The sequence below is a fragment of the Dyella soli genome, from assembly GCF_054482295.1.
Genome location: NZ_JBTFFU010000003.1, coordinates 22,579 through 44,611, shown reverse-complemented (window position 1 = coordinate 44,611; position 22,033 = coordinate 22,579). Strand labels below are relative to the sequence as shown.

Sequence of the window (22,033 nt, the reverse complement as noted above, 5' to 3'; positions counted from 1 at the left end):
CAAGATATCAATCGAGCGGATCGAGAAGGCATGGCTGCAGGACGCGCCCTTGGCCGGGCCCGGGAGTGTGCAGCGATTCGTTCCCTGCCAGTGCAGGCGCCGGCATATCCGCGGCATAGCCAAGGTCAAGGGCGCGTACCGCCTCGGTGACATAGTCGATGAAGACACGGATGCGGGCCGGTAAATGCCGCCTGCTCTGGTAGCACAGGTAGTGCCCACGATCATCGGGTGCATAGGACTCAAGGCACGTCACCAGCTGGCCATCGCGCAAGTCGCTGGCTACCAGGTAGCCTGCGAGCTGCGCGATGCCGAAGCCGTCCCGCACGCTCTGGTGCACCAGACCCACATCATTGAACGTGCATATCGACGGCGGTAGCACCTTGCGTCGCTGGCCATCGACCTTGAATTCCCAATCGGCAACCCGCCCGGACGCATTGCGAAAGTTGATGCAGATGTGACTTGCAAGGTCGTCCACGCTTTGGGGCGCACCGTATCGACGGATGTATGACGGGGATGCACAGACAAGCATCTGCATGGGGACCAGGCGCTTGGCGACAATCTGGCTGTCCTCGAGCTGGCCGTCCCTGATGGCCACATCGACGCGGTCCATGGTGAAGTCTGTCGCCCGGTCTTCCAGCCGCAAATCCAGCGATATCTCGGGATAGCGGGCGCAGAAATCGGCCAGCAACGGCGCCACGACCTGGCGGCCAAAGCCCATGGAAGCGCTGATGCTCAGATGCCCGCGCGGTGGTCCGGCACGCAGTTCGCGCATGTCTTCAAGCGCCTGCACGATGCGCTGGACCCCCGGGTTGCAGTTCTCATAGAAGAGCTCGCCCTCCCTGGTCAGCGAAGTACTTCGTGTCGTGCGCAGAAAGAGTCTCGCGTTGAGCTGGTCTTCAAGCTTCTGGACATTTCGGCTGACCGCGGAGCGGCAAATTCCCAGGCGGTCGGCTGCACGCGCGAAGCTCCCTTCGGCGACCACCGCAATGAATGCGACGACACCGGTATAACTGGCCGCAAAACTGGATGCCAGCGAGTCCGCGGCGTCGCCCTGTGCCTTGTCATGAACATCGAGAGTCATATGGGACATACTTGCTGGATTCCTGCCTGATATGCGGGCGGCGGCGCGCAGAAGGCCTGAAGCGGGCCACCCCGTGCGACCTAGTCGTTTCAGCCGAAGCATTTGTGACATGCATCCGGGGCGTCGCTTCGCAAGCCGGCGGCGCACCACCGTGCGATGGCCATCCAGGCGCTAGTCCTGCGTAGCTGTCGGCTCTATCGGGCGGTCGGGTACGAACCAGATTCCAGCCATGGCGGCGTACAGGCCGCAAGACACGCCTGGCCAGCGAAAGGCCAGCACGATCGCCGCGACGTGGGCGTAAACAGAAAGCTTCGCTTTGCGATCGGATCCACGAGCCTGCTGGAGTTCTGACGTCGATCCGCCATTGGCGCTGACCAGGGTGCGGGAGAGGCACTGCCAGGAAAGCATCGTCAACAACAAGGTGATTCCGTAGAAAACCGTCGGCACGCACGCGGGCCTCGGCGTGGCCTTGTTCAGCCACGCGATGGAGAAAGGAAACAGCGACAGGCAGCACAGGAACAGCAGGTTGGACCACATCACCATGCCGTTGATGCGCCTGGTCAACGTGAGCATATGGTGATGGTGGTTCCAATAGATCCCCACATAGAGGAAGTTGATGACATAACTGAGGAATACGCTGCCCTGTTCAAGCAGCGATCCCCAGGTCGGTGCCGAGGGTACTTTCAGCTCGAGCACCATGACCGTGATGACCACCGCGAAGACTCCGTCGGTGAAAGTCTCAAGTCTTTCCTTTTCGATGACGGCACCTCACGGACGACTGCGCACCGTTGCGCCAACCTGAGCGAAGCGCGCGATGCATGGCTTGAAAGGCAAGACGATGACGCCGCGGCAGGCTGCACACGTTAAGCGAGTTGCGACGGAAAATGAATGTCATATTGGTGCGTCACCGGCAATGCGAGATGTACATCGCCGCATCTACTGGCGTCAGGTTGCGTCATCTATCATCGGCGCACAGTTGGCCGCGATATGGACTTCTGCCTTGTCGCATACCACAAGGTTCTCGCACCGACGTCTTGCGTGGCCAGGCACTCCTTGGCGCGCGCATCGGACGACGTCCTTTGCCCCTTCTGGCCAAGGGTCCAGGCGCACCTCATGTCATGACAACGGCGCACCAGGAAGCGGTCAACGCATGCCTGCCCGCGCTTCCTGAATCGGAGTGCCGCGATAGCCACGTCAGCGGCAGGTCCTGTGCGGCCGTGCCGGTGGCTACGGTCAAAGTGGCGCGAATAGCGGGACGCCAAGTTCAGACGCAACGCGTGCCAGCTTTTCCGGGTTGCGCTGCACGAGGAGGCGAACGATATGATCACCATCGGTTTCGAGTGTCTGCACCGACTCAAGCGCATCGTGGATATAGCGCAGCACGCTGAGCTCGCCGTTGATGGATGCCAGCTCGATCCGGATCGTGCTTTTGTTGCGGAGGCTGGATGCGTACAAGAGCTGCGCTATGCGCTGCCCGCCGTGCATGGGTTCGGGGAAGCTTGACTGCCTGCCACCGCCGTCGCCGATCAATTCCGCATTCTCGGCCAGGATGGACGCCAGAAGTTTGAATTGACCGAGGGACAGTGCTTTGGCGAATCGCTCCACGATGCGACCGTGTGTCTCCGGCGAAACGGCATAGCGCGGCTGCCCATCCCGCAGCTGGGACTTTGCCCGATGCACGATCTGGCGAACGCTCGCCTCGCTCTTGCCGATGCCGTCGGCGATCTCGGCGTAGCTCACGTCAAAGATTTCGCGCAAGAGAAAGGCTGCACGGGCTTCGGCGGAAAGGCGCTCGAGCATCGAGAGCAGTGCCACGGAAACTTCGCCGTGACGCTCCTGGATCTGTTCAGGGGTTGCCGGGCCTTCCGTCAATACAGGCTCGGGCAGCCATTGGCCGACATAGTGCTCACGGCGAACTTTCAATGCGCGAAGGCGGTCGATCGCCACTCGCGTGGTGGCGGTCACCAGCCACGCTTCAACGTTGTTGACGATGGACTGGTCGGCGTCATGCCATCGAAGCCAGACATCCTGTACGACGTCTTCGGCATCCGCCATCGAGCCGAGCATGCTATAGGCAATAGCCTGCAGGCGGGCCCGGAGTCGATGGAAGGTGACGTTGGCATCGTTCACAGCAATCAGACGCAGGCTGACCTGGCCCCGTTGACGTGATGAACCTACTGTCGTTGCGCGGTGAAGAAGGCCGAGAAATCACCATTCCGCGAATCCGGCAACCCACGATATGCCGCGAATTATGCATCATCTGGCAGAGTCGAGACATCGGACGTCGGTCATAGTGCCTGGATCGGGCCGCGTCGGCGTCGATGAGTCCCGCCGCCAACGGTTCCTGCTTGCGGACCGCCTTCTGGCCATGTGGCCAGGGGCTGCCGGCAACGCTTGGCCATACGAAGGTCGCTTGCAGGAGGCAGGCAGGACACGACCATGTCGTCCATTGGCACTGAGCGTCCGTCAGGCGCCCGGTCCTTCGCATCGCTCAACACATGCGTTGCGGGATCGTCGATGGCTTCCAGCCAATCACCGAAAGCGTCCACAGCCAGGAACCTCGCGGGAAGAGCACCGGAACCCGGGATCACTCCCGGGCATCCGGCATTGCCCGGGCTTCGTTGACGTGGAATGGGCGGTGGTGAGGTCGGTCCACTTCCGCCGTGGGTTGCATCAGTTCAAGCGCCACGGCGCGATGCCCTTCATCCCGGCGAAGAAGGGCCCGCGCTTCTTCATCGAGGACGCGGCACTGACAAGCTGCGATGGCTCATCAGCATGTTGCCCACGTAGGGGTGACTTGCCCGGCGACGGATCGAATGCCCGTCGCGGCGACCGTACGACCGTGGATCAGCATCTCGTAGCGCAGGCCACGTTCGGCCCGTCACCGTGGCAAGCGGTCAGTACTCCCAGGCGCCCGGTATGCAACGAAACGCGTCGCCGGCCATCACCACGCGGCCGACGGACGGGAACGGCAGGTGAGTGGCCACCAGCGGCTCGCCGGTCGCCGCCAGTTCCCGCAAGAGACGGACGCGGACGCGGACCGCCTCCTCGGGGTCGTGATCGAAAGCGTTGTACCAGTCGGGTCGGTCGAAATGGTCCGGGAACACCGCATCGCCGAGAATCGCCAGCCGCGCGCCGCCGGACGCCAGGCGGACCACGCTGTGCCCGGGCGTGTGGCCTCCGGTGCGACGGACGACCACTCCCGGCGCCACTTCGTACTCCGACTCGAACAGCCGCAGCCGGTGACGGTACTTGTCCACGAACCGCTCGGCGGCCGAGCGAAGCACGTCCGGCATCCCCGGTGGAAAAGCGTTATGCGAGAAGTCGGGCGACGTCCAGAAGGCGATCTCGGCGGCCGCCAGGTGGATCGGCACGTCCGGACGCAGGCCGCTCATCAACCCGCCCGCGAGCAGGCCGCCAACGTGGTCCACGTGCAGATGGGTGATCACCACATCGGTCACGGATGCGGGATCGATGCCGGCGGCGTCCAGTCGCATGGCCAGGCGCCCGACCTGCGGGGCGTCCGGGAATTCTTCCCCAACCCCGGAGTCGATGAGAATGGTCCGTTCGCCTCTGCGCACCACGACCACGTTCAGCGGCCACTTGTACACGTCGTGCGGCTGGAGCCTGTCGTCCAGCCAGGCCTCAAGCTCGGCCGGGTCGGCATTGGTGGCCAGGGTCGTGGCTGGCAGCGGAAACACCCCATCGCTGATCACCAGCACGTCAATCTCGCCGATCCGCAGCGCGTAACGGGACGGAACCAGGTCGTCGGGCTTGTGGCTACCCGGGCGCAACGTGTGATCTGTGGAAAGGATCATGACTTCTCCAAAAAAAGACGGCCCGAACAAGCAGGCCAAGCCAGTCGGACGACCAGCAGCAATTCACCGTGCAGCGCCCTGGGTGCCGGGCATGGATCACGGCGAAGGCCCAGCGTAGACATGAAGGGAACGACCCAGAAGGCCTGCAGCGAGATCACTCTGGTGTCTGATACGCACCACCTCGCCGCTCGCTTCCCCGCCCTGAACAGCCTGCGCATTGCACCATGACGACGCATTGTCCATGATGGTGCAATGAGCGATAGCGCTGACCGCAGTTGGGCAGAACCGCTGGCGACCGGGGTGGCGCTGGCGGATGCGCAGCTGCGCTTGCGCTGGGTGAATCCCGCGCTGGCGGAATTGCTGGCGATCGGGCCCCGCAGCGCGGTGGGGCAGTCGCTGGCCGTGTTGCTGCACAGGCCGGAATGGATGGCGTTGGCGCAGCGCGCCTTGCACGAGCCGGCGCCGCTGCAGTTGCGCGGCATCGACGTGCCTTCCGCGCGCGGTGACGCCGCTCGCATGGATGTGTCGATGCAGCCGCTGCCCGGCGGCGAGCTGTTGCTGGAAGTGCATGCGCTGGCACCGCCGGCCCCTTCCGAAACGCCGCTGTCGGCCACGCTGCGCGGCTTCGCCCATGAGGTGAAGAATCCACTGGCTGGCCTGCGCGGCGCGGCGCAGTTGCTGCAGCGGCGTATCGACGACGAACAGTTGCGTTCGCTCGCCGGCCTGGTGATTGCCGAGGCCGACCGCCTCGCCGCGCTGGCCAACCGCCTGCTGCGTCACGAGGGCGGAGCCGCGCGCATGGGCCCGGTGAACATCCACGAGCAACTGGAACGACTGGGCTACCTGTTGCTGGCCGAATCCGCGCCGCCGGCGTTGCGGCACGACTACGACCCCAGCCTGCCGGACATCCATGGCGATGCCGACCGCCTGCTGCAGCTGCTGCTCAATCTTGCACGCAATGCGCTGGAGGCGGGCGCCCGCACGCTGACCTTGCGTACCCGCGCCGAACCGGTCGTGCGGCTGGGCGAGCGCGCGGCGCGCATGGCGCTGCGCGTGGATGTGCTGGACGACGGCCCGGGCGTGCCCCTGGCCTTGCGCGATACCTTGTTTGAACCCTTGGTGTCCGGCCGTGCCGACGGCACCGGGCTGGGCCTGGCGCTGGCGCGCGAGATTGCGCGCGAGCATGGCGGCGAACTGCGCTACACCAGCCGCCCGGGAGAAACCGTGTTCTCACTTTACCTGCCGATGGGGCATGCCCATGACTGAGCCACGTCGCGAGATCTGGATTGCCGATGACGACCGCGGCGTGCGATTCGTGCTGGCCGAGGCGCTGCGCGATGCGGGCCTGCTGGTGCGCGAGTTCGGCGACGGCGAGGAAGTGCGCGCCGCCTTGCGCACGGCGCGCCCGGCCATGCTGCTGACGGACGTGCGCATGCCGGGCGAGGGCGGCCTCGCGTTGCTGGCGGCGCTGAAGGCGCAGGGCGTGGGGCCGGTCATCGTGATGAGCGCCTATACCGATGTGGCGACCACGGCGGCCGCCTACCGCGCCGGCGCCGTGGATTACCTGGCCAAACCGTTCGACCTGGACCAGGCGGTGGCCGCGGTGCAGCGCGCGCTGTCCGATGTGCCGATCGCCGCATCCGTGCCTGTCGCGCCGGCGGCACCGACGCATGCCTTGCTGGGCGAAAGTCCGGCCATGCGCGAGGTGTTCCGCCTGATCGGTCGCGTCGCCGCCAGCGATCTCAACGTCCTGATCACCGGCGAGACCGGCACGGGCAAGGAACTGGTCGCGCGGGCGCTGCACGAGGAGAGCACGCGTCGCGGCAAGCCTTTCGTGGCCTTGAACACGGCAGCCATCCCCAGCGAGCTGCTCGAAAGCGAACTGTTTGGCCACGAGGCAGGCGCCTTCACCGGCGCCACGCGGCGCCATGCCGGACGCTTCGAGCAGGCCGAAGGGGGCACGCTGTTCCTCGACGAGATCGGCGACATGCCGCTGGCGTTGCAGACGCGCCTGCTGCGCGTGCTGGCGGGCGGCGAGTTCTATCGCGTCGGCGGCCGCGAGCTGATGCGCGGCAACGTGCGCATCATTGCCGCCACCCACCAGGAACTGGATGCGCGCGTCGCCACCGGTCACTTCCGGGCCGACCTCAAGCATCGCCTGGATGTCGTGCGCATCGAACTGCCCTCGCTCAGCCAGCGTCGCAGTGATATTCCGCTGCTGGCCCAGCACTTCCTCGCCAGCGCCGCGCTGGAACTGAAACTGCCGCCGAAACGCTTCTCGCGCGCCGCGCTGAAGGCCATCGCGCAACGCGACTTCCCCGGCAACGTGCGCGAGCTGGAAAACCTGTGTCGGCGCCTGGCGGTGATCGCGCCGGGCGCCGAAATACTGCCGGCCGATCTCGGCCAGGCACCCGCCGCCGCCAGTGCCGGCGGATGGACCGACGCGCTGCGCGAGTGGGCCGCACAGGCCATCGCCGACGGCGAACTCGACATCCACACGCGTGCACGCGAAGCGCTGGACCAGACCCTGCTGCAGGCCGCGCTGGACGCGCACGAAGGCCACCGCCAGCATGCCGCGGCCGCGCTTGGCGTGGGCCGCAACACGCTCACCCGCAAGCTCGGTGCCTCGCGCACCCGGCGCCCTTCCAGACCCTGAGCCGATCCGCCATGACCGTGACCACCCGTATCGCCATGCGTTCCGATATCACCCACATTGCGCAGTGGAACGTCGCGATGGCCTGGGAAACCGAGCACAAGGCACTCGATCCGGCCGTGCTCGACCGCGGCGTCACCGCCGTGTTCGACGAACCGCGCCGCGGTTTCTACCTGGTGGCCGAGCGCGCTGGCGCACCTGTCGGCTGCCTGCTGGTGACCTATGAGTGGAGCGACTGGCGCGCCGGCGATTTCTGGTGGATCCAGAGCGTCTACGTGGTGGAGTCGGCGCGACGGGACGGCGTGTTCCGCCAGCTCTATCACGACGCGCAGCAGCGCGCGAAGGATGCCGGCGCGGTGGGACTGCGCCTGTACGTGGAAACCGAGAACGAGCGGGCGCAGCGCATCTATGCGGGACTGGGCATGGCGCGCTGCCACTACTACATGTATGAGGCGGAGTTCGCGGGCGGCTCCTGATCGGCGGCACGCCTGCCGAGCCACGCATCGCTCAGGCTGGCGCCAGCCGCAGCTCCAGCTCCTGCGCCGGCAGTGCCGTGCCGAACAGGAAACCCTGCAGCATCGAGCAACCGGCGCGTCGCAGGTGTTCGGCCTGGGCCTGCGTTTCCACGCCCTCGGCCACCACGCTCATCTCCAGGCCGTGCGCCATGGCGATGATGGCATCGGTGATCGCGGCGTTGTCGGCGTCGGTGGCGATGTCGCGCACGAAGGTGCGATCGATCTTCAGCGCATCGATCGGGAAATACTTGAGGTACGACAGGCTGCAATAGCCGGTGCCGAAATCGTCCAGGGCCAGGCTGACGCCCAGTTCCTTGATGCGTTGCATGAGCGCGCGGCTCTGGTCGCCGGCGGACATCACCATGCGTTCGGTCAGTTCCAGCTCGATCAGCGATGGCGGCAGCCGGGCTTCCTGCAGGGCCGCCTGCAGCGCGCCGTGGAAGCCCTCGTGCTGGAACTGCGGCGCCGACACGTTCACCGCCACCACGATGGAACGACCGGCCCGATGCCACTCGCCCGCCTGGCGACAGGCTTCGCGCATCACCCATTCGCCGATCGGCACGATCAGCCCGGTCTGTTCGGCGATCGGGATGAATTCGTCGGGCGTGTAGACGTCGCGCCCATCGACCTGCCAGCGCAGCAGGGCTTCGGCGCCAACCGTGACGCTCGAGATGGCATCCACCTTGGGCTGGTAGTGCAGGCTCAGCTCGCCGCGCACCAGCGCCTTGCGCAAGTCCTGCTCGATGCGCTGGCGCTCGGCGGGACGCTCGCTCATCGACGGGGTGAAGAAGCGGTAGCCGTTGCGGCCCTGCATCTTCACTTCGTACATGGCCACGTCGGCGTTGCGCAGGATGGACTCCGCGTCCCTGGCGTCGTCCGGATAGATGCTGATGCCCACGCTGAAATGGATGTTGAGGTCGCCCAGCCTGCCTGCGCCGGAGTCCTGCCACAGGCGCATCAGCTTCTCGCACAGCTGCCCGGCGCCGGCCCGGCCGTCCACATGCGAAAGCAGCACCACGAACTCGTCGACCCCTACGCGGCTGACCGTGTCCTCGCTGCGCAAGACCTCGCGCAGGTGGGTGGCGAAGGCGCGCAGCAAGCCATCGCCTGCTTCGTGGCCCAGCGTGTCGTTGACCTGCTTGAAGTGATCCAGGTCGATATGCAGCAAGGCGATCTGGTCCTGCCGGCGGTTGGCGGCAGCCAGCACCTGTTCGAGTCGCGATTGCAGCAGGCTGCGATTGGGCAGGCCCGTCAGCGTGTCGTGCTGGGCCAGGTGCGCCATCTTCAATGCCAGCGCGCGTGTTTCGCTGACGTCGTGGAAGACCAGCACGCCGCCGATCACGCTGCCGGCGTGATCGTGGATCGAAGCGGCGGAATCCTCGATCGGCGTTTCGAAGCCATTGCGATGCAGCAACACCGCATTGCCCTTCAGTTCGACGATGGTGTCGCGCGCGATCGCGTCCAGCAACGGATTGTGCATCGGTTCGCGCGTGCGGCTGTCGATCAGCCGGAACACCTCGCTCATCGGGCGACCCATCGCCTCGGCGTGGGTCCAGCCCGTCATGGCCTCGGCAATCGGATTGAGCGAGGTCACGCGGTCGTGCAGGTCGGTGGTGATCACGGCGTCGCCGATCGAACGCAAGGTGACTTCGGCCAGCTCGCGCTCGCGGAACAGCGCCTCCTCGTACGCCTTGCGCTGGCTGATGTCCTGGATTTGCGCCACGGCGTGGTAGGGCTGGCCCGCCGCGTTGCGTACCGGCGACACGCTGAGCATCACGTGCACCGTATGGCCGTCGCGGTGCACGTAGCGCTTCTCGAGCTGGTAGCTTTCGCGCTCGCCTTCCACCATCGAACGGGACAGCTCGCGCGAGGTGACCAGGTCGTCGGAATGCGTGAGCTCGAGCAGGGTCTTGGTCAGCAGCTCCTGCTCGCTGTAACCGAGCATCTGGCACAGCGCGTCGTTGACCCGCAGCATGTGGCTGTCGGGCGTCACCAGCGCCATGCCAATGGGTGCGTGCTGGAAGGCACCGTAGAAGCGCTGCTCGCTCTCGCGCAGCTGCGTCTCCAGCGCGTGGCGGGCGGAGATGTCGATGAACACGGTGAAGACGCCGCGGACCTGTCCCTGCTCGTCGAAGTCGGGCTGGAAATTGCCGTGCACGTAGCTGCGCGCGGGGCCGCTGAACAGCTCGCCTTCGTAGACCGCCGGCTCGCCGGCCAGGGCCTGCTCCAGGCAGGTGCCGGCGCGTCCCAGGCTCCAGGCGTCGATGACATCGTCCACCACTTGCCCGACCATCTGCGCGGGCGCAATGCCCAGCCATGGCTGGTGGGTGGCGTTGGCGAAGCGGAAGCGGCGGTCGCGATCGATGTACGTGACGAGCGCAGGCGCGCCATTGAGCACATGAGCGGGCCACTGGGCGTCGCCACCGGACGGGACGAACTCTCCATCGATCTGCCGCATGTGTGGTGTCGCCACTGGCGCCCCTGCAGCGCCTTCCCCCGCATCATGCGACAACTGTGGCCTGCTTTGCAGATCAGCCGTGACAGCGACCCGGGCCGTTTGTGATGCAGCTCTCGCGCCGGTTCAGTGCAGCGGCTGGGCCGGCGCCCCGAGCTGGCCCGTGGCGTCGACGAGGATGCTGCCCAGGGCGTGTACATCGGGGGCGATGCCGTGGCGGTCGGCCAGCTCGGCCACCAGCGGTCCGAGTGCCCGCGGGTGCAGCGGATAGCCATGGGCCAGCACGCGTGCGCGGCCACCCTCGCCGCGCTGGGCCAGCGTCAGCGCCACCACGCCCAGTCCCGGCGCCTCGTGGGCGTACAGCGCCGGGGCGTCGTAGCCGCTTTCCGCGGCAGCCAGCGTTTCCAGCAGATAACCGGCCGCGGCCTCGCCGCCCGGGAGCACCAGCGGCAGGTGGTGGGCATCGAGCAGGGCGGCGTACTGACGCAGCTCGAACACGACGCCGGCGAAATCGTGGGCGCGCTGGGCGACGTCGCCCGACTGGCCGTGCAGCCAGGCCGAGGGGGACTGCACCTCCACCCGGCCGCCGACGTAGCGCAGGGCCAGGCCGCGCGCGCTCATGGTGGATTCCTCGCGATAGGGCGTCAGCAGCGCCGCTTCCAGCAGGGTCCATAGCGGGGCGAGGTTGACGTGTTCGTACTGCACGCAGGTCAGCGCCAGCAGGTCGTTGCGGCTGAGGTAACGCGCGTGCTCCAGCCGTACGCCCAACGTGCGCATGAGCCAGTCGGCGGTGCGCGGGCCGGCTTCGCCGCGCCCGACCAGTTCGACCTCGAGCCGCTCCGACAGGCTTTCGGCGAGCGCCTCCGGGGCCAGCAGGGACATCGGCAGCAGGCGCATCGGGCCGTCGCCAAAGATCGCCTCGGGTTCCAGCGGCTGTGCCGGCATGTGGCCTTCATGGGAACCGAAGGCCACCACGTTTTCCAGATGGCCGCGCGGCACGCGGCGGGCCAGTTCGTCCAGCGTGGCCCAGACCGGGAAGCCCGGCCGCAGCAGCTCCACCGCGTCAAACAGTGCGCCGGCCAGCGCCATGCGCGCTTCGCTCACCTGCGGTACCAGCGCATGGAGGTCGGCGGCCACCAGCGCGGCCAGTTCGGCCGCTTCGTCGCGGCTCAGCGTGCGCCGTGACGGCGTGTCGCCGGCGGACAGTTCCAGCGCCAGCACGACAGGCAGGGCGACGAGTGTTTGCGCTTCCACGGTGACAAACCCAAACGGCAAGGAACCGGATTCTAGCATTCGGGGCTTTTGGGCTTCCGTGGCGTGGCGGGGCGGGTTAGCCTTGAGGACTCGCTTTCCGGACAGCCCAGGCCATGGAAAACACGCTCAAGCGCGTCGGTGTGATTGGCGGTGTACGCATCCCGTTTTGCCGCAATAACACCGCCTACGCCGACGTCGGCAACTTCGGCATGTCGGTCAAGGTGCTGGGGTCGCTGGTCGAGCGCTATGGGCTGCACGGCCAGGAGCTGGGCGAAGTGGCGCTGGGTGCGGTGATCCGGCACTCGTCCGAGTGGAACCTGGCCCGCGAGGCCGTGCTTTCCTCCGGCCTGGCGTCGACCACGCCGGCCATCACCACGGCGCGGGCTTGCGGCACCTCGCTGGACAACGCCATCATCATCGCCGGCAAGATCGCCACCGGGCAGATCGAGGCCGGCATCGCCGGTGGCTCGGACACCACCAGCGACGTGCCGATCGTGCTGGGCGAGCGCCTGCGCAAGCGCCTGCTGGCGCTCAATCGAGCCAAGAGCTGGCAGGACAAGCTGCGCGCGGCCACCCAGGGTTTCTCGTTCAAGGAATTCAAGCCGGCGTTCCCGGGCGTGGCCGAGCCGCGTACCGGCATGTCGATGGGCGACCACTGCGAAAAGATGGCCAGGGAGTGGCACATCACCCGCCAGTCGCAGGACCAGCTGGCGCTCGACAGCCACCGCAAGCTGGCCGCCGCCTACGAGGCCGGCTTCTTCGACGACCTGGTGGTGCCGTTCCGCGGCCTGAAGCGCGATGGCTTCCTGCGTGCGGATTCCACGCTGGAGAAGCTTTCCCAGCTCAAGCCCGCGTTCGACAAGACCTCGGGGCACGGCACGCTCACGGCCGGCAATTCCACCGGCCTGTCCGATGGCGCGGCCGCGGTGCTGCTGGGCACCGAGCAGTGGGCGACCAGGCGCGGCCTGACCGTGCAGGCGTGGTTCCGCGATGCCGAAGTGGCGGCGGTCGACTTCGTGCACGGCGAGGGCCTGCTGATGGCGCCGACGGTGGCCGTGCCGCGCATGCTGGCGCGCCATGGCCTGAGCCTGCAGGACTTTGATTTCTACGAGATCCACGAGGCCTTCGCGGCGCAGGTGCTGTGCACGCTGCGCGCCTGGGAAAGTGCCGACTACTGCAAGCGCCGCCTCGGCCTGGACCAGCCGCTGGGTTCGATCGACCCGGCCAGGCTCAACGTGCATGGCTCCAGCCTCGCGGCAGGCCATCCGTTTGCCGCCACCGGCGCGCGCGTCATCGCCACGCTGGCCAAGCTGCTGGAGCAGAAGGGTTCGGGCCGTGGCCTGATTTCCATCTGCACGGCCGGTGGCATGGGCGTCACCGCGATCCTTGAGCGCTGAGCGCCTGCGCGCCAGCCCCCTCGCATGTGGAGATTGCGCACCACCACCGGCCTCAGCCTGCTTGCGCTGGTGGTGGGTATTGCCGGCACGGCCTGGCTGAGCACGCTGACCGACGACTGGAAAGGTCCGGCATCGACGGCGGTTTCGCACGTCGACAAGGTGCGCTCGGTGCTGCGCCGGCATGCGCGACCGCTGCGGCCGCCGCCGCCGCGGGAGCCGGTGAGTCCGCTCGCCAGCGTGCCGCGCGCCGAGGCCGCGCCTGCCTTGCCCTCACTGACCCCCGTCGACATGCCGTCGCTGCCAAGTCCGCTGATCGGCCGCCTGGTGCTGGCCAACGGACGCGTGGTGCTGCGCCTGTCGGTGGATGGCGAAGGACGCGTGCAGGCGGCGTCGGTGGCCCAATCGAGCGGCAATGCCGCGCTGGATGATCGCGCCGTGCGCACGGTGCAGCGCTGGCGCTTCGCCGTGCCGTCGGATCGACCCGACGGACTGACCGGCCAGCTGGTGATGCGCTTCGAGGACAACAGCGCTTCGCTGTAGCAGCGCACCGGATGCGCCCCGACCAAGGCAACGCCCCCGCACAATCAAAGAATCCCCTTCGCCCCCGAGCCAAACGCAGTGATCAGCCGCGTATAGATGAGCTTGGACGAGATGTTCACGTCAGGAAAATCGCCCACCGGCGTATAGCAACTGAAGAAGCCCGGATCCGTGGGGCGCATCGGCGTGCAGCCGGCCTTGAGGTCGTAGCTGGTGGCATAGCGATACGGCCACAGGTCGAACACCGGCAGGCTCGCCGATACGTCGCCGATGGCCTCGCTCATGCCGCTCCGCTGGCGCGGGCCGACCACCCATGCGTTTTCGGGCTGGGTGTCGCGCAGGATGCTGGCGCGCAGTTCGCTGGCGAAGCGCGCGTCATAGACGATGACGCCCGCCTCGGTGTTGTAGTGGTCCGACCGCGGATCGAAGTTGTGCGAGCCGACCATGGCGAAGTCGTCGTCCACCACGATGGACTTGGCATGCAGGCCGAACCGACGGCCCGGCGTGGTCAGCGGTGCGGGCCGGTTGCGTCGGGCGTCGCCGTGACTGCCGAGCAGGCCACGCTCCGTACCCATGCGTCGCCGCGCCTTGCTGCCCGGGCTGGTCGACGATGACGGTCCCTCGTCGTCGGCGGCCTCGGCGTTGTCTTCGACCGGGCCTGCCGCACGCGGCTTCATCTCGTAGATTTCGAAACCGTCTTCCTCCAGGTAGCGCTTGCGATGCTTGTACGAGATCGCATACACCGCGAACGCATCGGTCGAGGCCAGCGAGTTGGTGGACACCACGATGCGGGGCGGCGCAGGCGCCTGGCGCAGGCGCGCGAAGATCGCCTGGGCCTGGTCGCTCAGCACGAGATAGGGCGTCTGCAGGATCACCTCATGCTGCGCGCTGCTGATCATGTGCATGACATGCGCGGTGAATTCCTGCGCGCTGCGCTTGTCCGGCTGCTTCGTCTTGGCCGGCAGGTCGCTGAAGTAGTCGACGCGTCCGGTGCGCAGCGTTTCGCTGACCAGCGCGTCGTCCAGCCAGTCGCCGTCCTCGGCCTCTTCCAGCACGCGTGCCACGCGCTGCGGATGCGCATAGTGCGGCGCGGGCCACGGCGTGGGCGGATGGTTGCCGAGCAGGTCCCGGTTGATGTCGCGCAAGTGCGTCAGCGGCGCGGCGCGCTTGTGCTTCCAGAATGTCTCGAAGCTGGCCGCCATGGCACGCGCCGCCGGGCCCCCCACCATCACGTCGCGATCGACGTAGTCGAAGTCGTCGTCCCAGTCGAAGTAGCGGTCCTGGTAATTGCGTCCACCGGTGATGCCGATGGTGTCGTCCACCAGCAGCAGCTTGTTGTGCATGCGCTGGTTGAACTTCATGAAGCAGCAGACGACGCCCACGCTGAATTCCACCGCCGAGGTCTGCGACTCGTGGAAGGTCGGGTTGTACAGGCGCACTTCGAGGTTGGCGTGCGCCGTGGCGAGGCGATCGAGCAGGCCGGGATTGCCGAAGGAGAACAGCTGGTCGGCGAGGATGCGCACCTTCACGCCACGCCGTGCGGCCTGCAGCAGTTCGTTGAGCACCAGCTGGCCGGCGTCGTCCTGGTCCCAGATGTAGGTTTGCACGTCGATGGAATGCTGCGCGGCGCGGATCAGGTTGAGCCGCGCCACCATCGCCGCCTCGCTGTCGTTGAGCAGGGTGACCACGTGGACCGGCTGCGCATCGGTGGAGTCGGCCATCGCCGCATGCGCCGCGTCGAGCAGGGGAGAACTGATCGCGCAGCGATCGGCCTGGTCGCAAACGACCTGGTGCTGGGTGCTTCCGGCAACCGCGGCGTCAGCGCGCTGGATGCGGGTGGGCGACACGCTGCATCCCGTCAGGATCAGGATCGCAGCGAGCAGGGAGGCTAGGGCGATCCGGCGCTGGTGCATCCCGCGATGATAAGGGGTCGCCTTAGCGGCTGCCGTAATCGAGGCTGATCAGCATGCCGAGTTCGACGCTGTCGGAAAGCACGGTGCGATGGCTGCTCATGCCGAAGTCGCTGCGCTGGATGGTGCCGCGCACGGCAATCACGCACTCCTGCGGCGCTTCGAGCGTGCAGTGCGACGGCAGCAGTTCGAAATGCGCAGGCCGGGTGATGCCGCGCACGGTCAGCGTGCCGTCCAGGTCGCCACCCTTCTCCAGCATGGCCAGCGAGACGGGGTCGGAAACGAAATGGATCGAAGGAAAGTGCGAGACGTCGAAGAACTCCGACGCGAGCACCCAGCGGCGGATGCGGTCCGAGCCCATCTGGATACTGTCCACATCGATGCTTGCATCCACCACCGCGCTGTCGTGCAGGCTGCTCAGCGTCACGTCGCCGTCGATCTTGTCGAAGCGGCCATTGACCTGGCTGAGCCAGAACAGCCGCACGCCGAACACGGCATGCGATCGCGTAGCATCAATGCGGTAGTCGGCGGCATGCGCCGGCCAGATAGCGAGCAAAAGGGCTGCCAGGCAGCCAACGACCTGCCAGTTCACGGTGACCAGAATGCATCCAGGCGGGCATTGCCCGGTTCCAGCGCGCCGCCGAGGTGCAGTACGGCAAGACCACCGGGCGGCATGCCGCGGAATTCGTCCGAGCGCCCTTCGACCAGCAGTGCCACCAGCCGTTCGATGCCAGGGTTGTGGCCGACCAGCATCACCGTTTCGGCGTCGCCGTGCTGGTCGAGCAGCGCCAGCAGTTCGCCCGGCGTGGCCTCGTAGATATCGTCGGCCAGCTCCAGCGTTGGCGCATGCTTCAGTGCGGCCAGGGCCAGCGCCGCGGTGCTGCGGGTGCGTTCGGAGGGCGAACAGAGCACGCGGTCCGGCTTGACGCCGTGCGAGGCGAGCCACTTGCCGGCGGCTCGTGCCTCCTGTTCGCCGCGCCCGCTCAGGCGCCGGCTATGGTCGTCCCCGCCGGACGGGGCCGGCTGGGCTTCGGCGTGGCGCAACAGGATCAGTTCGTGCATGGCTATGCTCCAAGGTCGTGCCCCACCGTCGCGCTTTGCGATTCAGTGCGGGCGCTTGATCCATCGAAGGAGGTGTTTCCAGTCCTCCTGATGGCTCCGGACGTTTTCCGAAGCGTAATCAAAGATACCCTTGCCGAGTGCGGCAAGCAGCACATAGGCCTGACTGTCACGCAACTGCGCCACGACCGGGAACGGCGAGCGCTCGGCCAGCCGTTCCATGGCGTCCTGGCTGGCATGCGTCCAGGGCTTGAGGCGGTTGCCCACAAGGCCCACCGGCAGCTTGCCGCGCCTGATCCGGCCGATCTGCTTCAGGTGCTCCAGGAAGTCGAACGTGGCATCGAGGTCAAAGGTTGACGGCAGCACCGGCACGAGCAGCACATCGGCCTGCTCCAGGTAGGGTTCGAGGTCGCGTTCCTGCGAACCGGCCGGCGTGTCGATGAGCACCCGCTGGGTGTCGGTCGGCAGTTTCTCGAGGGAGCGGCGACCGCCTTCCAGCGCCAGTACGCCCGGCACGTTGTCCGGCCGCTGCGCGGCCCAGCGGAAGCCGGACCGCTGGCGGTCGGCATCGACGATGGCGGTGTGCTTGCCATCCTGCGCCCAGTGGGAGGCCAGCTGGGTCACCAGCGTGCTCTTGCCACAACCGCCTTTGCTGCTTGCTACCAGTACCGTCAGCATGATGCTGCCCCTGAATCCAAGCTGGGCCCAAGCCTACACGAAGGCCGGGGCAGCGAGGCAAGCGCGGGTCAGCCCGCCTTGCCTGGCTGCCAGTCGGCCGGGGCTTCGACGGCGATGTTGTAATCGCGCAACGCGGTGAGCAGCAGGCTCATTTCCGTGCCGCCGGTGCGGGCAAGCGCTAGCAGATGCTGGGCCAGCGCCGTTTCGCTCTGGGCGCGCGCCGACAACTGGGCGAAGTTCTGCACCTGCCAGACGAGGTTGCGGCGGGCCCGGCGGGCGTCGTCCTGCTGGGACGGATCGTCGGCCAGCACTTCGCGCAGATGCAGGCCCAGCGAGCGGGCCAGCGGGCTGGAACTCCATTCGAGCACCTTGCCGAGCTTCAGGCAGTCGGCCTTCAGTGCGGCGTCGCTGCTGCCGTCCTCGCACAGCCGGGCCGTGGCCTGCAGGCCGGGTTGTGGCTGGGCATCGGCCAGCCCGAACACCATGGTGACCTGCACGCCGACGGCGCCCGTGGGCGACAGCGGGTTGATCACCGCCGCCGGCGGCGGCAACAGGGTCACCGTGGTGGCCAGGGCCTTGAGGCTGGCGCCGGTGTAATCGTCGTAAAGCTTGGCGGCGGCGGCCTTGGTCAGGTCCTGGCGAGCGGCGTCGGCCTGGTTGTTGCGAACGTCCTGGCCCAGCCTGAGCAGCCACACGGCCGCGTTGTCCGGCGCCTGCCCGGTCAGCTTGTCCATCGCGTCCACGTTGGGGCAACTGTCGGCCTTGGCGTCACAGTCGCTGAGGCGGGCCCAGTTGATTTCCGGGCCGGCGCCCGGTGCCTGCTCGGCACGTTCGATCAGGCTGTGGAAGCTGTTGAAATCGGGCAGGTCCGCCAGCGGGCGCGCCAGCAGGGCGGCTCCCAGCAGGGGAATGGGCTCGGCCTGCGGCGCGATCACGCTGACCAGGTCACGCTGGAAGGCCCGCAATGCCTGTCGACGCGCGACCAGCTGCTTGTCGGCGGGCCCGGCGGAGGCCTTGGCAGGTGCCTTGGCGGCAAGGGTCGGGCCCGTCAGCGCGGCAAAAACCAGCCCGGCCATGAGGAGACGCCGTCCAAGCATCGGGTATTCCTTGCGAAAACGAAGCGGCCAGCATACCGCTCCCGCATTAAGCTCGCCTGATCCACGGCGGGAGGGCAGGCGTAAGAAAGGCCCAAGGCTTGCTAGCATGGCCGCTTCGCTAGGCCCCGGGATGGCTCATCATCCGGCGCAGCACAGGAGACAAGTAGTGAACGATTTTTCCATGTTGGCCGATGGCCGAGCTGCGCCGTGGTTCGTTGGCTGGGGCACGCTGGCCCTGATCAACGCCGGACTGGCCCAGGGCAAGAACCGCAGCGGCCTGCTCTGGTTCCTGCTTTCCCTGGTGGGCGGGCCGATTGCCACGCTGGTGCTGGTGTTGATGCCCAAGGCCCGCCAGACCTTGTTCTGATACGAAAAGGCCCGCCGCCGTCGCCGGCAGCGGGCCTGATCCGGCACGCGGGGCTTATTCGCCCAGCGCTTCGCGCATGAACTCCGGCTGCGCCAGCGCAGCCTTGTGCATGTCGGCGTTGTAGTAGCGGGTGGGGAAGTTCTTGCTCAGTGCGCCGCGCTCGCGGAAGCCGGCCAGGTCGCCACCCTTGCGCACCATGGTGCAGCTCCACCAGCCGGTGGGGTAGCACGGCTGCGGGAACGGCAGCGTCTTCACCGCGCTGAAGCCGGCGGTGCGCATGGCCGAACGCATGGATTTGATCAGCTCCAGGTGCGCGATCGGCGACTCCGACTGCTGCACCAGGATGCCGCCGTGGCGCAGGGCCTTGTAGCAGCTGGCGTAGAAGGCCGCGTTGAACAGGCCTTCGGCCGGGCCGACCGGGTCGGTCGAGTCGACGATGATCAGGTCCAGCGATTCGGGTTCGGCCTCGGCCATGTACTTGATGCCGTCGATGAACAGCAGTTCGGCGCGCGGGTCGTGGTTGGACTCGCACAGCTCGGGGAAATACTGCTCGGCCAGGCGGGTCACGCGCTCGTCGATCTCCACCTGCACGGCGTGCTCGACCTCCTCGTGCTTGAGCACTTCGCGCAGCGTGCCGCAGTCGCCGCCGCCGATGATCACCACGCGCTTGGCGCGCGCATGGGTGAACAGCGCCGGGTGGGTCATCATCTCGTGATAGAGGAAGTTGTCGCGGCTGGTCAGCATCACGCAGCCGTCGATCACCATCAGGTTGCCCCAGTCGGTGGTCTGGTAGATCTCGATGGTCTGGAACGGCGTTTTCTCGGCATGCAGCAGCTTCTCCACGCGGTAACCGATGGAGGAGCCGGAGGCCTGGTGGGCTTCGGTGAACCAGCTGGGGTGCTGCGACATGGGGGTGATCCTGACAAACGAAGGGGTCAAAGGTCGGCAATTGTAGCCGAACTGCCGCCTACGTCCTGTGGAGGGGCAGAAAATACGGCGCCGGCACATTGTCACAAGAGGCCGTTACAATAGCGGCCCGGTCCGCCGCGCGAATCCGCCCGCGGGCCGCCAAGTCATCCCGGCCCCGCGGCGTGCGAGGCTTCCGGCCGGCTGACTTCGTGCTCTTACCGAGCAAGCGCGTCAAGGCTCGCCGCTGCGACGACATGTTCAGGGTGTTACGCGCCCGTTGTACAAGGAGCCCTCCATGTCGAAGCACTGGAATATTGATGCTGCCCGTCATACCTACGCCGTCCCGCACTGGGGCGACGGCTACGTGGACGTCAACGCCGCCGGCCATATCGTCATGCGTCCGCGCGGCGCCCAGGGTCCGGCGCTGTCGCTGCCGGCCATTGTCGACCGCGCCCGTTCGGAAGGCCTGCGCCTGCCGCTGCTGGTGCGCTTTCCGGACATCCTCGCCGACCGCCTGAAACGCCTGCAGGACGCCTTCGCCAAGGCGATCGGCGAGTGGAGCTACGCCGGCGGCTATACGGCGGTCTATCCGATCAAGGTGAACCAGCAGCGCGGCGTGGCCGGCGAGCTGGTTGCTGCCGGCGAGCACGGCTTTGGCCTCGAGGCCGGCTCCAAGCCCGAGCTGATGGCCGTGCTGGCCATGGCCCGCCCCGGCAGCATCGTCATCTGCAACGGCTACAAGGACCGCGAATATGTCCGCCTCGCGCTGATCGGGCTCAAGCTCGGCCTGCGCGTGCATATCGTGATCGAGAAGCTGTCGGAGCTGGACCATGTGTTCAGCGAGGCCGCCGCGCTAGGCGTCGAGCCCCTGCTCGGCGTGCGCGTGCGCCTGGCCTCGATCGGCGCCGGCAAGTGGCAGAACACCGGCGGCGACAAGGGCAAGTTCGGCCTCTCGCCGAGCCAGGTGCTCACCCTGGTCGAGCGCCTGGAACAGGCCGGCCTCAAGCACACGCTGAGGCTGCAGCACTTCCACATGGGCTCGCAGATCTCCAACGTGCGCGACATCGCCAACGGCATGCGCGAAGCCACGCGCTATTTCGTGGAACTCAAGCGCCTGGGCGTGCCGCTGGACATCGTCGACGTGGGCGGTGGCCTGGGCGTGGACTACGAAGGCTCGCGCTCGCGCAGCCACAACTCCATCAACTACTCGATCGAGCAGTACGCGGCGACCATCGTGCAGTCGCTGGCCGAGGCCGTGGCCGAGGAAAACCTGCCCGCGCCGCACATCATCACTGAAGCCGGCCGCGCGATGACCGCGCACCACGCGGTGATGGTGGTGAACGTGACCGAGGTGGAGCCGGTACCGGCCGGCAACATCCCCGCGGCGCACGAGCACGAGCCGGCGGTGCTGCGCCGCCTGCGCGAAACCTGGCATGAGCTCGACGCGCGTCCGGCGCTGGAGCTGTTCCACGAGGCCCAGCATCACCTGGCCGAGGGCCAGACGCTGTATGCGCTGGGCCAGCTCACGCTGGACGATCGCGCACGCCTCGACGATATGTACTACGCCATCGCCAACGAAGTGCGCAAGCGCCTGCTGCCGGCCGAGCGCTCGCATCGCCAGGCGCTGGACGAGCTGGACGAGAAGCTGGTCGACAAGTATTTCGTCAACTTCTCGGTGTTCGAGTCGGTGCCAGACATCTGGGCGATCGACCAGATCTTCCCGATCGCACCGATCGCGCGCCTCGACGAGGAGCCCACGCGCCGCGGCGTGATCGTCGACCTCACCTGCGATTCCGATGGCCGCATCGACGACTACGTCGACGCCGAGGGCGTCGACGTGAGCCTGCCCCTGCATGCGCTCAGGGACGATGAGAGCTACCGCCTCGGCATCTTCATGGTGGGCGCGTACCAGGAGACGCTGGGCGACATCCACAACCTGTTCGGCGACACCGACGCGGTGAACGTGCGCGTCGACGGCGATTCGTATGTCTTTGCGCACAAGCGCCGCGGCGACACCACCGACCTGATGCTCGACTACGTCGGCTACGACCTCGAAGCGCTGCGCCAGAGCTACCGCGAGCGCATCGCGGCCGCGGGCGTGCAGGGCACCGTGGCCGAACAGTTGTTCGTCACGTTGAACGAAGGGTTGACTGGCTATACCTATCTGTCCGAGGGCGTGCGCTGAGCGACGCGATGCGCTTCTGCCCTTGATCGTCATCCCCGCGGAAGCAGGGATGACAAGTAGGAGGGGCACCGCGCAACGTTGTCCATTCGTCGCATGGTCGCCCACCGCAAGCTGTGAC

Annotated in this window: 19 protein-coding genes; 7 read left to right on the top strand and 12 right to left on the bottom strand. The window is 67.0% G+C overall.

What is annotated here, in order from left to right; genetic code table 11:
• Nucleotides 1-7: 7 nt before the first annotated feature.
• The 4 genes from ACXU4B_RS14495 to ACXU4B_RS14480 form a co-directional block, all read right to left on the bottom strand.
• Nucleotides 8-1,090 carry a LysR family transcriptional regulator gene (locus ACXU4B_RS14495; RefSeq protein WP_131411369.1) on the bottom strand — a complete coding sequence of 361 codons (1,083 nt, stop codon included), beginning with the start codon at nucleotides 1,088-1,090 and terminating at the stop codon, nucleotides 8-10.
• A gap of 162 nt (nucleotides 1,091-1,252) precedes the next feature.
• Nucleotides 1,253-1,840, bottom strand: coding sequence for a TMEM175 family protein (locus ACXU4B_RS14490; RefSeq protein ID WP_131411253.1), 588 nt, complete (start codon nucleotides 1,838-1,840; stop codon nucleotides 1,253-1,255).
• Between the two features lie 474 nt (nucleotides 1,841-2,314).
• Nucleotides 2,315-3,211, bottom strand: coding sequence for an RNA polymerase sigma-70 factor (locus ACXU4B_RS14485; protein WP_131411255.1), 897 nt, complete (start codon nucleotides 3,209-3,211; stop codon nucleotides 2,315-2,317).
• 767 nt (nucleotides 3,212-3,978) lie between these two features.
• Nucleotides 3,979-4,929: an MBL fold metallo-hydrolase gene (locus tag ACXU4B_RS14480; RefSeq protein ID WP_458910895.1), complete on the bottom strand. Its 951-nt coding sequence runs from the start codon at nucleotides 4,927-4,929 to the stop codon at nucleotides 3,979-3,981.
• 222 nt (nucleotides 4,930-5,151) lie between these two features.
• Between ACXU4B_RS14480 and ACXU4B_RS14475 the strand changes: the two genes are divergently transcribed.
• The 3 genes from ACXU4B_RS14475 to ACXU4B_RS14465 are packed head-to-tail and all read left to right on the top strand — an operon-like array spanning nucleotide 5,152 to nucleotide 8,028.
• Nucleotides 5,152-6,165 carry a two-component system sensor histidine kinase NtrB gene (locus tag ACXU4B_RS14475; protein WP_131411258.1) on the top strand — a complete coding sequence of 338 codons (1,014 nt, stop codon included), beginning with the start codon at nucleotides 5,152-5,154 and terminating at the stop codon, nucleotides 6,163-6,165.
• Nucleotides 6,158-7,555: a nitrogen regulation protein NR(I) gene (ntrC, locus tag ACXU4B_RS14470; protein WP_131411260.1), complete on the top strand. Its 1,398-nt coding sequence runs from the start codon at nucleotides 6,158-6,160 to the stop codon at nucleotides 7,553-7,555. Before ACXU4B_RS14475 ends, ntrC begins: the two co-directional genes overlap by 8 nt.
• An 11-nt stretch (nucleotides 7,556-7,566) precedes the next feature.
• The gene (locus tag ACXU4B_RS14465; protein WP_131411262.1) at nucleotides 7,567-8,028 is read left to right on the top strand and encodes a GNAT family N-acetyltransferase; all 462 of its coding nucleotides are present in this window, start codon (nucleotides 7,567-7,569) and stop codon (nucleotides 8,026-8,028) included.
• 31 nt (nucleotides 8,029-8,059) lie between these two features.
• On the opposite strand, the gene ACXU4B_RS14460 is transcribed toward ACXU4B_RS14465, so the two are convergent.
• Both ACXU4B_RS14460 and ACXU4B_RS14455 read right to left on the bottom strand, forming a co-directional pair.
• Nucleotides 8,060-10,525 carry a sensor domain-containing protein gene (locus ACXU4B_RS14460; RefSeq protein WP_131411264.1) on the bottom strand — a complete coding sequence of 822 codons (2,466 nt, stop codon included), beginning with the start codon at nucleotides 10,523-10,525 and terminating at the stop codon, nucleotides 8,060-8,062.
• A 123-nt stretch (nucleotides 10,526-10,648) separates the two neighbouring features.
• A complete protein-coding gene (locus ACXU4B_RS14455) occupies nucleotides 10,649-11,776 on the bottom strand; it encodes a hypothetical protein (RefSeq protein ID WP_131411371.1) in 1,128 nt (375 codons plus the stop codon).
• Between the two features lie 113 nt (nucleotides 11,777-11,889).
• Between ACXU4B_RS14455 and ACXU4B_RS14450 the strand changes: the two genes are divergently transcribed.
• Both ACXU4B_RS14450 and ACXU4B_RS14445 read left to right on the top strand, forming a co-directional pair.
• Nucleotides 11,890-13,173 (top strand): acetyl-CoA C-acetyltransferase, encoded by a 1,284-nt coding sequence (locus ACXU4B_RS14450; RefSeq protein ID WP_131411266.1) that lies wholly within the window; start codon nucleotides 11,890-11,892, stop codon nucleotides 13,171-13,173.
• Nucleotides 13,174-13,197: 24 nt separating this feature from the next.
• Complete coding sequence (locus tag ACXU4B_RS14445) at nucleotides 13,198-13,713, top strand: energy transducer TonB family protein (RefSeq protein ID WP_131411268.1); 516 nt, start codon at nucleotides 13,198-13,200, stop codon at nucleotides 13,711-13,713.
• 44 nt (nucleotides 13,714-13,757) lie between these two features.
• Here ACXU4B_RS14445 and ACXU4B_RS14440 read toward each other — a convergent pair whose 3' ends face one another.
• The 5 genes from ACXU4B_RS14440 to ACXU4B_RS14420 all read right to left on the bottom strand — a co-directional run bounded on the left by ACXU4B_RS14440 (nucleotide 13,758) and on the right by ACXU4B_RS14420 (nucleotide 18,433).
• Nucleotides 13,758-15,623: a phospholipase D-like domain-containing protein gene (locus ACXU4B_RS14440; protein ID WP_131411270.1), complete on the bottom strand. Its 1,866-nt coding sequence runs from the start codon at nucleotides 15,621-15,623 to the stop codon at nucleotides 13,758-13,760.
• A gap of 22 nt (nucleotides 15,624-15,645) precedes the next feature.
• A complete protein-coding gene (locus ACXU4B_RS14435) occupies nucleotides 15,646-16,176 on the bottom strand; it encodes a YceI family protein (RefSeq protein ID WP_458910894.1) in 531 nt (176 codons plus the stop codon).
• A gap of 32 nt (nucleotides 16,177-16,208) precedes the next feature.
• Nucleotides 16,209-16,682 (bottom strand): SixA phosphatase family protein, encoded by a 474-nt coding sequence (locus ACXU4B_RS14430; RefSeq protein WP_131411274.1) that lies wholly within the window; start codon nucleotides 16,680-16,682, stop codon nucleotides 16,209-16,211.
• 42 nt (nucleotides 16,683-16,724) lie between these two features.
• Nucleotides 16,725-17,357, bottom strand: a complete 633-nt coding sequence (locus ACXU4B_RS14425; protein WP_131411276.1) for a ParA family protein — start codon at nucleotides 17,355-17,357, stop codon at nucleotides 16,725-16,727.
• Nucleotides 17,358-17,425: 68 nt separating this feature from the next.
• Entirely contained in the window at nucleotides 17,426-18,433 is a 1,008-nt protein-coding gene (locus ACXU4B_RS14420; protein ID WP_240734117.1) for a hypothetical protein, read from the bottom strand.
• A 202-nt stretch (nucleotides 18,434-18,635) separates the two neighbouring features.
• On the opposite strand from ACXU4B_RS14420, the gene ACXU4B_RS14415 reads away from it, so the two are divergent.
• Nucleotides 18,636-18,821, top strand: coding sequence for an antitermination protein NusB (locus tag ACXU4B_RS14415; protein WP_131411373.1), 186 nt, complete (start codon nucleotides 18,636-18,638; stop codon nucleotides 18,819-18,821).
• Between the two features lie 54 nt (nucleotides 18,822-18,875).
• On the opposite strand, the gene speE is transcribed toward ACXU4B_RS14415, so the two are convergent.
• On the bottom strand, nucleotides 18,876-19,730 hold the full coding sequence (gene speE / locus ACXU4B_RS14410) for a polyamine aminopropyltransferase (protein WP_131411280.1): 855 nt from the start codon (nucleotides 19,728-19,730) through the stop codon (nucleotides 18,876-18,878).
• A gap of 295 nt (nucleotides 19,731-20,025) precedes the next feature.
• Between speE and speA the strand changes: the two genes are divergently transcribed.
• Entirely contained in the window at nucleotides 20,026-21,915 is a 1,890-nt protein-coding gene (speA, locus tag ACXU4B_RS14405; protein WP_131411282.1) for a biosynthetic arginine decarboxylase, read from the top strand.
• Nucleotides 21,916-22,033 lie beyond the last annotated feature (118 nt).